Here is a 15,565-nt window from a genome sequence, read left to right on the forward strand (position 1 = left end):
TGATTAAAGGTTACAGTTAAGCCCCAAAGCAAAAGTCCTTACGGGTTTCGTTGTTGGAAAATCAGGGTCTAAATTTTCTTTGTTAGCTTTCCAAATCATGGCGACATTATTTACATAGCCAAAAAGACGTACGTTTTTAAGATGAAGCTTTTGTAATACTTTGGAATCAAGGTTGTAACTTAAGTTTATATCTTGAAGCCTAATATGATCACCTTTACATACCAATATTTCTGAATTAAGATAATATTGATCAGCGACGTTCACTCCCGGATAGACCATTGCTGGAACGGTCGTCGTCAGCTCATCTCCTGGTTTTTGCCACCTTCTATAATAATCGCCATGTGCATAATAATTGCTATAGAGAGAAGAGTACATTATAGAATTTCGTTTAAAATAGTACCCAAAACGATAAGTAATATTAAACGATAGGTTAAAGTTTTTGTAACTAACAGTATTCCGCAAAGCCCCAAAATATGGTGCTAATGCATTACCATGATATACAAGTCTATTCTCAGGATCCTCCGCCAGTTGTTGAGTTATCTGGGCATACTGTGTAGAAGGTTCGCCATCTAAGAAACCTCTAGCTTGACCTGTTTGCGGATCTAATCCTGCCCACGGATAAGAATAAATACCAAACAGCGATCTGCCAACAATGGGATTGTATAACGTTGCGTTTCTAATTATACTATTATCAGCGACAAAATTGGTAAGGCTAGTTGGTCGTTTATAAGCTGTTATTATGTCCTTAGCATAAGAAAAAATTGCCGTTGTTTTCCAACCAAAAGATTCTGTTTGAATATTTATAGAATTCAGTTCGATATCAATACCTTTACCTGTCATATTTGCTACATTCCCACGAAAAGATGCATATCCGGTAGTAGGATCTATATCTCCATTCCCTATAAGGTCTTTTCCTTTACGGTTAAAATATTCAATACTTCCAGAGAACCTATTGTCTTTTGAAGCGAAATCAACGCCGATATTAAACATCCGGTTACGCTCCCAACGAAGTTCATTATTTGGCGGCGTTACAAGATCCGCGTTTGGTAAATTATTGTATAAATTCCTTGAGAGACGGGCAGTTGTATATGCTGTTGTAGTTCTGTCAATGTTTCCACTATATCCGAAAGTCGATCGAAGGCTTAATTGCGAAAGCCATTCCAGATGATAAAAATCCTCTTTGTTAATATTCCATTTGACACCCGTAGACCATAAAGGGACAGACTTTTGATTGGTCTTCACTCCAAAAAGATTGGATTGGTCTATGCGGGCACTAGCAGAAACAACATAGCGGAGATCATAATTATAGGCTCCATTTAAATAGTATGAGCGGATTCGATCAACTGTACCAGAATAGTTATCAAAATTTGATATAGTAGCAGTGCCATTTCTTCCATATTGTGTAAAACGGGTTATATAATCGACTAAGATGCTCGAACCTACATTCGGGTCAAAACCATATTGCCTTGAACTGATTCCGTTAGAATTTGTTTCTCGAACTTCAAATCCAGCAATAGCATTAACCTGATGTTTGTTCCATTTTTGATCATAATTTAATTGAAACCTACCATTCAATGCATTAAGTTCTGTATTTGTATTATCAAGCCGTCCACCCAGTGGAATGTTACGGGTCAAAACCCCATTGTTAATGGTAGTAAATCTATTAATTTGATCACGCATCAAGTAACTGTCCTGATCATAATAGTTTTTTCGTCGACCCAACTGATTTTCGTATTGAAATCGTACTTCAGCAGAGAGAGCTGGAATAAAAGTGTACTTTATGGCTGTATTTAAGCGAAGTTCGGACTGTTTATATTTGTTGTTCTGATAATCCAATTCTTCCAATGGTACAAAATCCCAATTGAGCAGTCCAGCAGTAAGTGCTTTCTCTTTTAAAACATTACTTGCATCTTTAATTACCCGTACAGCATCCCCTTTGTCATCAACCAATCGTGCATACGGATACATTAATTCAGTACCCATATTGTTAAGCATTGAAATTACATTGGATGTAGATTGATTATTCTGGTTGTAAGCAAGACCCACAGAAATTTCCAGTTTTTCTATTGGACGGAAGACCTGATTACTGTTCAAGCTTATCCTGCTGAAGTCGCTGCCTTTTTCAGTATTTTGGTTTTTATCGAATCCTGCGGAAAAATAATAAGTGTATTTATTTGTTCCTCCATTAAAGTTTAGCGCATACTGCTGCTTGATGCTATTTCGATAGAGATACTTGCTCATGTCATCCCGTAGATGATTGTTTCGGAGTGCATCAATCTGGTTGGTGGCTTGCTGTTCCGTCAATATTCCGTTTTTCTGGTCATTCAAAATGCTGACCACAGGTGAATAAGGTCTATTAGCAGCAGTATTGCTGATAATCGTATTGTAGAAACCTTTTTCAAAAAGCATCTTTTCAATGTCAATGAAATCTGTTGGCTTTATTTGGGGGATGTAATTTAAATCAGGCTTCTGCCCGATCGTGACATTGCTCGTAAATCCTATGTTCATGGGCTGGTCTGCTCGTCCCTTTTTAGTCTTAATGACGATCACACCATTACCAGCACGAACTCCCCAGATTGAAGCGGCAGCTGCATCTTTTAAAATATCAATGTCGTCTATGTCGTTCGGATTGATATTGTTGATATCACCTTCATAAGGGAAATTGTCAACAACAATTAGGGGTTGATCGTTACCAAAGATCGTAGCCTGTCCCCTGATGGTTAGCTTTGGGCTACCTGACCTCTCATCAAATAGAATGGACGGCGCTATACCTTTCAGCCTGCTAATAACATCGGTTGAAACCTGCCTGTTAAAGGTGGCATTATCGACCTTGGAAAAAGACCCTGTTGCTCTTTCCTTTGGAATAGATTGATATCCACTGGCAACAACGGATACCTCATCAATAACATTGCTATTGGTTGTCAATGTTATCCGGTCAATGTATTTTGCTGATACCGACATTGGTGCATAGCCTAAAAAGCTGATCTTTAGCTCAGATTCAGCATACTCCGAAGGCAATTCAAAATTTCCGTTGTTATCGGAGTTTGCCACAAAGTTGCTGCCCTTAACCTGAATAGTCGCGCCAGCTAATGGATTGCCCTTTTCATCGACGATCTTTCCTTTTATGGTTTCCTTTTTTTTTGAATTGGAAGTATTCGATGTTTTCCGCTCCTGCAATATGATGATGCCATCCGCAATTTCAAATGCGATCGGTTGGTTTGCAAAGAGTGTTCGTAATGTCTCTTCTAATGAAGCATTTTTCAGGTTTACAGTAATAGGCCCAACTTTTTTCAGTAGATCCTCATTGTAGACAAAATCATATTTGGTCGCTTTCCGAATTTCTGAAATTGCTTTTGACATGGGCGCTTTTTGCAAGGAAAGGCTAATCTGTTGAGCCTGTAAAGCTGTACCGCTGGCAAGCAGTATAAAGAGCGTTGCACTCTTTATACCATTGCGCAGAAGTTTTCTCCTGTGGGAAAACAGATCCACCCACGGCGGAATGTTTTTCTTGTTGGAAAAATCATGTTTTTTCATAGATTTGTGTAGGGTTAAAAAGTAATTTTCGTTGCTGGAAATTTAAGATGTAGACCCGATCGCCGGAGTGCGCTAACACTCCGGCATATTTTCAGGCCAACATATGAAACTATAAATTCTTATTTTTTAATCTGAATCCTCATTCCTTTCGATAGATTAATTTGTAAATCTGTAATTTTTTCAAGTGCATATAAAACACTGGAGAGTTTCTTTTCTCTTGAAATTGTTCCGTTAACCTTGATATTTGGAATATTGTTGTAATCAACGTCAACATCATACCATCGTTCAATTTGTCTCAGGACTTCCTGCAAAGTCGCCCCTTTAAACTGGAACTCATTTGAAGTCCATGCTGTAAAAGGTTCGGTATCTACGGAATTTATGGCAAAACCGTCATTGACTAGCTTAGCTTGCTGGCCGGGAACAAGTATAACAGTTGCCTTGTCACGGCTACTTAACAATTCAACTCTTCCGCTGATTAACGTAGTTCTGACAGAAGGTTCATTGGAATAACTGTTGATGTTAAACTTAGTTCCAAGTACCTTCACCTGCTGGCCATTAGAAGCAACGATAAAAGGCTTTGCCTGGTCGTGCGCCACATCGAAAAAGCCTTCCCCCTGCAATTCAACATACCTGTCTTTATCAGTGAACTTTGTAGGATACCGTAAAGAAGACTCCGCATTTAGCCAAACTTTAGTACCATCGGGAAGTGTTATCTTATACTGTCCCTTACGTGGCGTTGTTAGTGTTGCAAACTGTACCTTATTTGGTGATATGCTCGTGCCATCCATATAGGAAGTGCCCTGCTCATCTACTTTTATAGCTTTTTTATCCCCTGCGAGCGAAAGAACTCTACCATCTTCAAAAGTTAGCGTTGCTTTATCACTTCCCGGAAGAATATCTCCCGATAAGGTAGTTGTTGCGACTTCTGTCGATAAAATCTTGTCTGACTGATAAAATTTATAAAGCCATATGGAAATTGAAATCGTGAAAAGGACTGCTGCTGCTGTCATAAGCCTGAACCAGATGCTCTTTGGCTGTGGCTTGTCAAGTATTTTATTGAATCTTGCAAGTTCATCTTTGGTTGTAGTACCTGATTCTTTCAGTTCGATTAGATCAACAGCCAATCGGTGTTGATCCAACAGCTGTTGGAAAATAACTCTATTGGATTCACTTTCTTCGATCCAGTCCTCCAGGAACTCCCTGTCCCAATACGGGAGCTTTTGTCCAGTAATATACTTATGGAGTAGTTCCGTGATCTCAAATCCATCGAACAATTCTTCCTCTTTCATGTTTCGTATTTATTATAGAAACGGGAAACATAGAGGGCTTGTCCAAAAGAAAATGAAAATATTTTAAATAAAATAACACTGGAATTTTTCAGCTACTTTTGCCGGTAATAAAAATGCTTACAATATCATCGGATAGTTATCCTAGATAGTCCATATATTCATCAAATGTAAAAATGGATAAATTCGCATTGTTCTCCCTACCTACTTTCAGCATGGCCTTATCAGAGGTTACAAAATACAATTTATCATTTTCGATCTTATGCTCTCCGACATTTAACATCAATTGGGTGTCCCACCAAAAATTAGCTCTATTATTTTCAAACATATTGATCTGGCTGTTTATTATATTTTCGTAAACTGACTTGTACAATGCAATATACTCTGGAAAATTATTCACAAATTTAGTGCACAAAAATGTCCACTGAACCTCATCTGGCCTAACTAGTGTAGGATGTTCTAAAGCATAATAATTAAATACTGGCTCTATATACTCTCGTGCTAAAAATTGAGAGAACTCAGCGGATCGGATCTCATTTAAAAGTTTCCTCCGCTTCTCTTTATTATTAGGAAAAACAGCCCAATCTTCCATCTCAGGATCATATTCCTTTAGCTTTGTCAAAAATGATGTCGCGTATAAGTGCTCTGCATTTTTTACGAAACTCTTGGTTTTATTAAGGTTATCTTCCAAACGCTCAAAGATTTCATTGGTGGGAGACGTAGCCAAATCACGTACAATTTCAATAAATGCATTGCCTGTTTGCACTTTCTTTTCACTTGATAATCCAAACATATATTTGGCCACAAGCATTTCTGGTCTAGCTAACATTCTAGAAAACCCATTATCAAAACAATGAAGATACATTGCTTTAATCGCGTTTAAAGACTTTTGAAATAAACTGCTCCCACTTCGGCCCGCGACATGTGCCAAGAGTTCCTGTATGACAATTGGACTAATGGATGCTTCCAGGTTATTTTTCTTTTCCTTTGCTCGGATCTCAAGCATGTAATCATCTAAATCATCAAAACTTAAATCTTTAATTAGGTACCTATATGCATTGGTATCAAATACTACTCTTTCCATTTATTATTGTTTGAAATCATACTTCTCCACGAGAAGAAATTAGGAATTAAAACGCTAAAAATACAGATATTTAACCAAAGAAATAAACTTATTTAGGTAGGAATAAAGGATGGTATACAAGTTAAATGCATAAAAGCAAAAGTGCAATCCCCTTATTGGAAAGGGTCTTTTTCAATATGGAAATAGCCCGTGCCTTCTGGCTGTTTACAGTGCTGACACTAATATGAAATTCTTCGGCGATCTCTTTAGGTGTCATTCCATCCATTAAACTTTGCATAATATTCCGACATTGTTCGGGAAGAAGCTCAATAGATTGACTCAATTCAAGAAGTACCTCTGTATGGATCATTTTGCTCAATATGTTCTCCTCATCGAGTTCCTCTAGCCCCTGCGAATATTTGTTCATCCGATTTAACCGTACCTTCTCTTTCTCAATAACATCAAAGCACTTGTTTTTTGTGGAGATATACAAAAATGCTCTAACACTGTCATAACTTTTAAAGGTTTCCCGTAATTCAAATGTTTTGAGCATAACGTCAAGAACAATCTCCTGTGCATTAGCCTGATCAAAATTGACAAGTAGTCTATGGGCAAAAAAGATCAATGCGGGATGGTAGATCCGGAAAAGTGTATCCATTGCTCTCCTATCACCGCTTTGGAACTTTATTAGCAGTGCCTTTTCTTCGATCTCTTTTCTGGATGTCATAATAAGGCTATTGTTAGAAGAGTAAAGTTAGAAAATATTTATTTCAAAAAAGAAATCTTAAGGTCTGCAAAAAGTAGATTTGTTTATTAAGCGGCATTAATGGTAGTAATAAATCCTGAATAACAGCAATGTTCAGCTCATTATATATCAAAACAGCTTGTTTTCCAGCACTAAAAAAAGCCGAATTATTTGCTTAAATCTAATTTTGATTGCCTCGATACTCAAGAATAGTTAAATTTGTTATTAAGGCAAATACTTCCGTATAATTGGATTGTGATTTCCCTGTAATAAAGCCATCCTATCACCCTAAGATTTTTAAAAGTATATGAATATAATAAAAGTACAGGACTTCAACAGAAAACTTACTGATGAACGACTTCACAATCATAACAGATACCAAAATGAACTGACAACCCTTTATCGGGAGATTATTTCCGGTATGGCTACGGACTACTTTGAGTATCGGAACCATATACCAGCTTTCTTACATAGTTTAGAACAAAATAGTGATCATTCTCTTCCGTATTCCATTGATCTTTTCCTTGAGCTTTATAACAAACTTCTGGGCTCAAAGAACTTTAATTTATTTGACCTCTCTATTATGGATCATAAACCGGATGATCATACAATCAAAATGATGGAGCCGATTTTAGAAGCTTCCTATAAAAAGAAAAAAGAACAGAGGTTATCAGAAAATAATTTTGATATTTCAACAATTTCCGATCAGAATAAAAAAAAGATGGCTACTTTGGTTATCCGGAAATTTCAGAATGATGCCAAGCAATTAAATTGGGATGAAGGTCTGGTTATCTCAAATATATCTCTGGCAGGATTCTTACGTCAAATACTGCTAGCACTCAACAATCCAGAATTATTTTATCATAGCGTTGGGCTTATTGTTGATAGGTTAAGCTCCTCCGAATATTATCAACCCGGACGTGATTTTGCAGAAGAGGTCATACTGTCATCCTATAAAGACGGTATCCCTGAAGCGGGTTATTTTAATAGTTTCCGCATATATTCCAACATTGGTAGCATCCATGCTTCTTTAATTTATATTAATCTTGCTTTAACCTGCTTACTAGAAAAGAAACCGCCGTATTCAGTTAGGTTAACAAGGGAAATTATCTGGCAAAGCTTTAAATTTTTTAGAAATGTTAAATTTTATGAATTTGCCATTGAATTGTATACTGAAATCCCTGCAGAAATCAATTTTCCGGCCTATGAAAGGAGATCTCTCGATCACGGATATTTCACCGTTTTACTAATGATGCATGATCAATCTCTTCCATCGAAATTACTCGATTATCTGCGTACAGAAAGAGAAAACATCTTGGCTGGAGGAATTAACGACGCTACGCCTTGGCTTCTAACCCTATACAATATCAAAAGAACTTACCCATCTGCGGACTTTAGTGCCAGTGGATTTGGTTTTTTTCTTTCCACATTTGAAATGATTGTTCCACCGGAGAACGTTAAAAAATACAAGGATATCATTCATGCGGATTCAGAGGATCTAAAAAAGCATTTAAAGGAATCTCTTGTTAAATTGAATGAAACAAGAAATACAGCAGACTTTGTTTACGATAACAAAACTGCCATCATGATTTCAGAACGACTTATTGACTATAGCACAAAAAAGGAGAATGCTGCAGCTTTCCTTTTGTCCATGGTACTAAAGTCTGATTACAGTATCCTGTTTCAAGAAAAAAAATCAGCCGAACTTGTCCCATTAATTCTACCGGAGATAAATGTTGATGAATTAGAAACACTCTATGATAATACGGAGGAATTTAAAAAGGAACTATCACTCAGTACCGGGATCGCAATGTGCTGGCTTGCCTCTGCGGAGGAGCAATTATCCGAGTTGCAGTTATTTAATGATGTATTTTCATTTCATCTTCTTAAGGACTGGAATCATAGTATATATAAACAATTACTTGATAGTGACTATTTTGTTGATCTTGAATTTAATGATACCGTAAAAGAGAGTCGAAGTATACGACAGGTCTATCCCGAAGAGTATGAAAATGAAGAAATTAGAATGATCAAACAGCTTAGTATTGGAAAGTTGTCAATTCATAATATGGCTCAGGGACTGTATATTGTAAATGATATGGAGCTGGCAAGATTTCCTCATAACTTATTTCTAAATGGCGTAGGCGACTTTATCGCTAAACATATTCCTGTTACTAATGTCCTTTCGACCGAATGGCTTTTAGAAAAAAAGGGAACTAAACCATTACATTTTGATTACAGGAAATCTATCTGGATACCTATTGAAAGTGGAGATATTCCGCTGAGCTACTTATATGGAAATATTGAAAATACGCTGCAAGAATTTTCTTTTGTTGTTCATCAGGAAATACAATTACAAACTCCTCTATCTGCGGAGATCAATATAGTATGCTCGCACGGTGCAAAAAACATTTCCGACACCCAAATGATCTCTCAGGGAGGTAACTTCACATATGACTTAAACACCATCATTGGAAAAGGGAAAATTTTGATCTTCTTTGTTTGCCATTCAGCCTCTATGAAAACAGAGTTTTTCAGGAACAACGTAACGTCTTTGATTAAGAGATTTATTGCTCAGGGCTATGATGCTGTCATCGCGCCATGCTGGGCACTAGATGTTACAGTTCCAAAATATTGGTTACCAGAATTTTTAAAGTCATTTGAAGAAGGTCAAACTGTATCAGAGGCGATGTTCAATGCAAACAAGAAAGTATATGAGCGATATCCTACACCAGCAGCTTGGGCATGTTTACACCTATATGGAAATCCGAATCTAAAAAGAGATATCAATTAACAAAATAATACAAAATCTGAATTAATTTACTCTTTTAACTTGCTATCAAAACCTATTCTTGGTAATCCAATTTCATGTTCCTGAGGATAAGGTGCCCGAAAAGTCATACTCACATCTTCTTTCATACGTTGCTGTGCTTCGTATTTCTTATCCTCATCGTGCGAATATCGTGGATCAGGAATAAATGGCATCTTTGCCATTTTAGTTATTGTAATCGTAGGAAAATGAAAGTCTACTTCTACTATTCCCAAAAGCAGATAGCACCCACCCCCTTGAAATGGATACTTTTCAAGAGAATCTGGAAAATGAGCCGTATCAAAGTAATTTCCATTGACATCGACCCAGGTTCCAAAATACATAGTCCCCCTCTTTGTAGGTACATGCTTACGCGAAATCAGATATGCAAGCATCTTCACCTGCTTTTTATGGTATTGTACAAGGTCATTGGCCATCACAGTTCCTCTGTACTTTGTCTGCAACAGATCAAAGGGTGTGCAAGACACCGGAAAAGATAGAATCTCAATCTCATCAAATGCATCTTCAAAGATGTTCCTTTTCAACTCTGGAAATTTAAATTCCTTCACAGGTTCTTCAAACAACGTTTCAAATCTACGTTCGGGTTTAAAGTCTCCAAGCAATACCCTTGCTTTTAAAAGCAATTCATTCTTCGGTACAGCAGTAAACCGAAATGCCCCAATAAAAATCAAAATCTGCAATGTTTCTATACCAATAGGTATTCGTTTGATAAAATCTTCAATGGATTTGTATTGTCCATTTCTTCTCCTTTCTTCGGGAATCAATTGTCCGAGTCTTGATTCAACTTTTTCAAGATGCATAAATCCCAAATAGATCTCATCGCCATAAATCGTAGCTTGGTGCTCACTCCTGTTTACACATGGATTCATAATCTTTCCACCAGACATCCTTGCTTCATGAACATACACCTCCGTCCGGTAAAAACCACCCATATTATTGATAACTGACACCATAAACTCCAACGGATAGTATGCTTTCAGATATAAACTCTGATAACTTTCTACAGCGTAAGATGCAGAATGTGCCTTGCAAAATGAGTAGCCTGCAAATGATTCAATCTGTCGGTAAATCTCTGCACTCAGTTCTTGCGGGTGTCCCTGTTGTCTGCAAGATGCAAAAAAATCGTCTTTTACTTTTTGAAGTGCCGAAAGTGACCTACCTTTTCCGCTCATTGCCCTTCTGAGAATATCACCATCCGCTGCGGATACTCCCCCATAATGCAGCGCAATCTTAATAACATCTTCCTGGTATACCATGATGCCATAGGTATCACCGAGTTGCTCTTCAAAAACTTTATGGAAATATTCAAACTTATCTGGATTGTTGTGCCGAAAGATATATTCCCGCATCATGCCGCTCTGCGCCACTCCTGGACGTATAATCGACGATGCTGCCACCAGCACTTTATAGTTGTCACATTTTAACCTTCGCAGCAGCCCGCGCATCGCAGGACTTTCGATATAAAAACAACCTATTGTCCTTCCCTGGCTTAAAAACTCATTGCATTTTTCTTCATCCTTGGAAATGTTAGTGTCTTTGATGTTTACCTTAATTCCTCTTTTCTCTTCCAGAAGCCTAACTGTATCATTGATTGTACCCAGCCCCCGCTGGGATAGGATATCGAATTTCTCAAATCCAATTTCTTCTGCCACATGCATATCCCATTGCACGATCGGAAATCCCTTGGGCGGCATTTCCAGTGCGGTAAAATTTGTCAGGGGTTCTTCAGAAATAATAATCCCACAAGAATGCATGGAACGCTGATTTGGAAACTTTTCTAAGAGCTTTCCATACTTCTGAACTTGCTGTACTATCTCATCTCGAAATACTCTTTCAGGATATTTCGACAATTCATCGAGTTCCTCTTTCGGTAAACCAAACACCTTCCCTACCTCCCAGATAATAGATCGGTACTTAAACTCAACATTCGTCCCACAGAACGCAACGTAATCTTTGCCGTAACGGTCAAAGATATACTCCAATATAGTATCCCGATCCTGCCAGCTCCAATCAATATCAAAGTCCGGTGGGCTTTTTCGGTTCTCATTTAAAAACCGCTCAAAATATAGATCGAGTTCCAAGGGGCAGATATCGGTAATACCCAGACAGTAAGCGACAATACTATTCGCACCACTGCCCCTACCAACATGCATAAGACCCACACTATTACTATACCTGATAATATCCCATGTGATCAGGAAATATCCACTGAAATTAAGTTCATCAATAACTTTCAATTCCTTTTCGATCCGCTGTTTTGCCTCTCCGTGACTTTTCCCATAACGTCTTTCCAGTCCAGCAAAAGCTAACCGTGTTAAAAGCCGCAGGTCATCTTTCTTAGATCCTGTATAAAATTTTCTATTGCGTGGTGTTTCGAATGTAAAGTCAAAACCGCACTCCGAAAGAATTACAGTTGTATTCTGGATAATTTGCGGATAATTCCGGTAGTCATTTAAAATTACTTGTGGTGATTTTAAATACGCTGTTTTCGAGCAAATTTCGCTTTCTGGTAATTTAGAAAGCAACATATTATTATCAATAGACCTCAAAATCCGGTGCAGATTGAATTCCTTCTTCGTGCTGAAAGTCACAGGGTGTAATATGACCATTTTGGAAATCAACCTTTGATATTCTTTGCGGATCAACATATTTAGCTCTCCCTCCTGAATTCCAATATATTCATTATCATTAAGCTGTTCAGGTCTGTGAGCATTCAGTGGATAAATGATAAAACAGTTTTCAAAATCTGGTCGCTCAGGTAGATCGATACCATCGCAATTATAAGATGTTAGAGCCCGATTTACCTCTCCTATTCCGGTAAACTCTTTTGCAATGACAATATAGAGCAATTCATTCCCCTTACGTATCTCAACACCAACGATCGGCTTTATTCCTTTCTCTTCACATTTTTTCTTAAATTCATAAATGCCCGTAATCGTATTGATGTCACTAAGAACAAGCTCTTTAATACCCATTGCGGATGCCTGGCATACAAGATCGTCAATGGATAACGTTCCATAACGTAGGCTGTGATAGGAATGACAGTTCAAATACATAGTTGAGCAATTAGCGTGAAAAATTAAAACCCACGGCTCTGCCGACCGCATCTTTTCCGAAACGATTCTTAATATTATCCATTGCCTGATACAAGCTGATGAGCTCAGCATTATCCTCAAATAAATTCATCTGATAACTACCATGGACAAGATCAGTAAATCTTAAACCCACTAAACGGAGACGCATCCTTCGCACATATACTTTATCAAAAAGTTCAAGCGCAACTCTTGCCAAAGTGTGATCAGATGATGTATAGCTTACACGGCTCTGTTTGGTTTCGGTATCAAAATTTGAATACCTGATCTTAATTACTACGGTTGCTGCCAACCATTTTTCTTGGCGAAGCTGATGGGCCAACTGTTCGGCCATTCCCGAAATAATACTTCTAACTTCATACACATCCATCGTATCGCTATTAAAGGTTCTTTCTTTTGAGATTGATTTTCTCTCTGAATATGGTACGACAGGAGTTTCATCAATTCCATTGGCTTTCTTCCATAGATCAACACCATTCTTTCCGATCATCTGTTGGAGCACCTCAACCGGCATTTCTGATAACGTGCCTATAGTCCTTATTCCAACTCTTGAAAACAGCTGAAAAGTTGCATTCCCTACCATAGGCATCTTTTTGATCGACAAAGGGTTTAAAAATGAATGAACGCCTACTGAAGGTATCTCCCGATGACCGTGAGGTTTGGATTCCCCCGTACCAATTTTGCTCACTGTTTTATTTATTGACAAGGCATAACTGATCGGAAGTCCTGTTTCTTTTTCAATTCTGGCACCTAACTCATTCGTCCATTTATATGCCCCAAAAAATTTATCCATACCGGTAAGGTCAAGATAAAACTCATCGATGGAAGCTTTCTCCATTACCGGTGCGCTTTCTTCAATAACTTCTGTAACAGTATGGGACATCTTACTGTACAATTCCATATCGCCCTTCACTACTTTAGCCTGTGGGCAAAGACGTAGCGCCATTTTCATTGGCATGGCGGATCTAACGCCGAAAGTTCTTGCTTCATAACTACAGGAAGAAACCACACCGCGGTCTCCTCCACCAATAATCAATGGGATACCATTAAGCTGTGAGTTTACAAGCCGCTCGCAGGAAACAAAGAAGGTATCTAAATCCATATGTACGATAGACCGATTCATGTTTACTAAATTATTTAGCAAAATTGAGAAGATTTATCACAATTTATATTACTTTTGTTGTGATAAATTGTCACAAAATGTCAACACTCTCTATTCTAGCGGATAACATAAGGTATTTGCGACTTAAACAGGCACCTAATCTCTCACAAGAAAAAATTGCTGAGAAATTGATGATTTCCAGAGACTCATACGCAAAATATGAGACTGCGAAATACACTCCTCCTCTGGATGTATTGTTAGCTATTTCCCGCTATTATCATATCAGTACAGATCTATTATTGACTGTTGACCTAAGAAAATATAAACTGGAAGAAATGCTCAATCTGCCGGATAACAGAATACTGCTTCCTATTAAGACGGACTCATTAGGGGAAAACAAGATAGAAATAGTTCCTTACAAAGCTAAAATGGGCTATCTTAAAGGATATGCAGATCCTGAATACATCGAGGGGTTACAGACAATGTCTCTTCCATTTCTAAGAAATGGTAAGTATAGGGCTTTTCCCGCAGAAGGCGATTCTATGCCCCCTTACAAAGATGGCACGTATGTTATTGGAGAATACGTAGAGCGTATTAGTGATATAAAATTAGGTAAAGTTTATCTCCTTATCACACGCACCGATTTTATATTTAAGCGGATAGAAAGCATAAATAAAAAGTCCATCACTGTGAAATCAAATGAAAGCTTCTATGAAAACTATGAAATTCCTTTTTCTGACTTATGGGAAATCTGGCAACATGCTGGCAGCTATTCACCCCAGGAACTTGAGATTATCGACTTTGCAAGTGAAGATGTAAAATCAATGTTATTGAGATTAATGCAGGAAATAAAGGAATTAAAGGCAGCTATAAAGAATTGAGTGAATTTAGGAAAACAATCGGAAGCCTGTCACCTTAGGAGACTTCCGATTGTTTTTGAAGATAACTGTTGCTATTCACTTTCATATTTAACCCAGGCACAGCCTGAAATATAAACTGCAAATTCGGTATCCCCAATGTGGCAGATCGTGAACTCGTCTTCCCTATCCGTATTGAATTTTTTAGTAAATTCTACACCCCCAAAAATAAACTTTTTATTCTCTGGGAGCGATCCTAGCGTTATTTCTTTCGTCATTATCCCAAAAATAATAAACAAAACACAGAGATTTTACGGTTTACCGTAATTCTTTGAAATAATCAGATTTATATTTTGATCAGCTTTGATATAAAAGAAATATCCGAACTTTTAACAATGACCCTAACGCCAGAAGGATATTCAATCATGACTGGAGTTTCAGCATAGTTAGAATCTCCTTCCACTGTATTCCCATTCATTAATTCATTTCTCACAATCTCAAGTGTATGACTTTGCGGCGAAATTGGCTCATGAAAGGTTTCAGGGGCTTTCACTTGAACAGATAACATCGAATCGGATACACCATGTTGTTCCAGATATGGATTGATCGGTTTTCCGGTCTCCTTGTGCTTTAAATATGCAAAATAGCTATATGGACGTGGTGTAAAATTCAAAAGCCAGGCCGCCATTTCTATAGCTAGTTCAGAAGTATTCTTATCCTTTTTCAGGAAGTAAATTAAAGGCTTAAATTTTGCCGGATTAATCATTTTAACTTCCAAAAGCGAAACCTCGTCCTTCATTGACTTATCCATGAAATTTTTGAGTGTACGCATATCATAATGGTTCGTAATTTCCATGTAGCTCATGATACACTCATTTCTAACCTTCGCTGGAGTTAAGTACAGCATATTATTTGAAATTATCCCCTGTTCTTTGAGTATCAAATAATGGTTTCTTACAGCATCTCTATATTCATTCGTCATAATTTGAATTATTTATATGTCCTAACTATGATTTAAAGTTCATAATTTTTGGCATAATTTAATAATTCTGGACC

10 protein-coding genes are annotated in these 15,565 nt (G+C 37.6%); 2 read left to right on the forward strand and 8 right to left on the reverse strand.

The window, feature by feature from the left end:
* Positions 1 to 3: 3 nt before the first annotated feature.
* From EG339_RS20800 to EG339_RS20815, 4 genes are all read right to left on the reverse strand, one after another.
* Positions 4 to 3,534 carry a SusC/RagA family TonB-linked outer membrane protein gene (locus tag EG339_RS20800; RefSeq protein ID WP_123871792.1) on the reverse strand — a complete coding sequence of 1,177 codons (3,531 nt, stop codon included), beginning with the start codon at positions 3,532 to 3,534 and terminating at the stop codon, positions 4 to 6.
* A gap of 119 nt (positions 3,535 to 3,653) precedes the next feature.
* Positions 3,654 to 4,823, reverse strand: coding sequence for a FecR family protein (locus EG339_RS20805; protein ID WP_123871793.1), 1,170 nt, complete (start codon positions 4,821 to 4,823; stop codon positions 3,654 to 3,656).
* Positions 4,824 to 4,959: 136 nt separating this feature from the next.
* Complete coding sequence (locus EG339_RS20810) at positions 4,960 to 5,904, reverse strand: hypothetical protein (protein ID WP_123871794.1); 945 nt, start codon at positions 5,902 to 5,904, stop codon at positions 4,960 to 4,962.
* Positions 5,905 to 6,025: 121 nt separating this feature from the next.
* The gene (locus EG339_RS20815) at positions 6,026 to 6,610 is read right to left on the reverse strand and encodes a sigma-70 family RNA polymerase sigma factor (RefSeq protein WP_123871795.1); all 585 of its coding nucleotides are present in this window, start codon (positions 6,608 to 6,610) and stop codon (positions 6,026 to 6,028) included.
* Between the two features lie 325 nt (positions 6,611 to 6,935).
* Between EG339_RS20815 and EG339_RS20820 the strand changes: the two genes are divergently transcribed.
* Entirely contained in the window at positions 6,936 to 9,422 is a 2,487-nt protein-coding gene (locus EG339_RS20820) for a hypothetical protein (RefSeq protein ID WP_123871796.1), read from the forward strand.
* A 26-nt stretch (positions 9,423 to 9,448) separates the two neighbouring features.
* Here the strand turns inward: EG339_RS20820 and EG339_RS20825 are convergent, their stop codons facing one another.
* Both EG339_RS20825 and dinB read right to left on the reverse strand, forming a co-directional pair.
* The gene (locus tag EG339_RS20825) at positions 9,449 to 12,514 is read right to left on the reverse strand and encodes a DNA polymerase III subunit alpha (protein ID WP_123871797.1); all 3,066 of its coding nucleotides are present in this window, start codon (positions 12,512 to 12,514) and stop codon (positions 9,449 to 9,451) included.
* Positions 12,515 to 12,524: 10 nt separating this feature from the next.
* On the reverse strand, positions 12,525 to 13,673 hold the full coding sequence (dinB, locus tag EG339_RS20830) for a DNA polymerase IV (protein WP_123871798.1): 1,149 nt from the start codon (positions 13,671 to 13,673) through the stop codon (positions 12,525 to 12,527).
* 77 nt (positions 13,674 to 13,750) lie between these two features.
* Between dinB and EG339_RS20835 the strand changes: the two genes are divergently transcribed.
* On the forward strand, positions 13,751 to 14,533 hold the full coding sequence (locus EG339_RS20835) for an XRE family transcriptional regulator (protein ID WP_123871799.1): 783 nt from the start codon (positions 13,751 to 13,753) through the stop codon (positions 14,531 to 14,533).
* A 71-nt stretch (positions 14,534 to 14,604) separates the two neighbouring features.
* On the opposite strand, the gene EG339_RS20840 is transcribed toward EG339_RS20835, so the two are convergent.
* Positions 14,605 to 14,787, reverse strand: coding sequence for a hypothetical protein (locus tag EG339_RS20840; protein WP_076351056.1), 183 nt, complete (start codon positions 14,785 to 14,787; stop codon positions 14,605 to 14,607).
* Between the two features lie 68 nt (positions 14,788 to 14,855).
* Positions 14,856 to 15,491 carry a hypothetical protein gene (locus EG339_RS20845; RefSeq protein ID WP_123871800.1) on the reverse strand — a complete coding sequence of 212 codons (636 nt, stop codon included), beginning with the start codon at positions 15,489 to 15,491 and terminating at the stop codon, positions 14,856 to 14,858.
* Between the last annotated feature and the right edge of the window lie 74 nt (positions 15,492 to 15,565).

The sequence above is a fragment of the Chryseobacterium bernardetii genome, assembly GCF_003815975.1.
Taxonomy (GTDB): domain Bacteria; phylum Bacteroidota; class Bacteroidia; order Flavobacteriales; family Weeksellaceae; genus Chryseobacterium; species Chryseobacterium bernardetii.

Bases quoted from the DNA above. Each gene is read 5' to 3' on its own strand.
- EG339_RS20820 (WP_123871796.1), top strand. From the start codon at position 6,936: ATGAATATAATAAAAGTACAGGACTTCAACAGAAAACTTACTGATGAA.
- EG339_RS20800 (WP_123871792.1), bottom strand. From the start codon at position 3,534: ATGAAAAAACATGATTTTTCCAACAAGAAAAACATTCCGCCGTGGGTG.
- EG339_RS20805 (WP_123871793.1), bottom strand. From the start codon at position 4,823: ATGAAAGAGGAAGAATTGTTCGATGGATTTGAGATCACGGAACTACTC.
- EG339_RS20845 (WP_123871800.1), bottom strand. From the start codon at position 15,491: ATGACGAATGAATATAGAGATGCTGTAAGAAACCATTATTTGATACTC.
- EG339_RS20810 (WP_123871794.1), bottom strand. From the start codon at position 5,904: ATGGAAAGAGTAGTATTTGATACCAATGCATATAGGTACCTAATTAAA.
- EG339_RS20840 (WP_076351056.1), bottom strand. From the start codon at position 14,787: ATGACGAAAGAAATAACGCTAGGATCGCTCCCAGAGAATAAAAAGTTT.
- EG339_RS20835 (WP_123871799.1), top strand. From the start codon at position 13,751: ATGTCAACACTCTCTATTCTAGCGGATAACATAAGGTATTTGCGACTT.
- dinB (WP_123871798.1), bottom strand. From the start codon at position 13,673: ATGAATCGGTCTATCGTACATATGGATTTAGATACCTTCTTTGTTTCC.
- EG339_RS20825 (WP_123871797.1), bottom strand. From the start codon at position 12,514: ATGTATTTGAACTGTCATTCCTATCACAGCCTACGTTATGGAACGTTA.
- EG339_RS20815 (WP_123871795.1), bottom strand. From the start codon at position 6,610: ATGACATCCAGAAAAGAGATCGAAGAAAAGGCACTGCTAATAAAGTTC.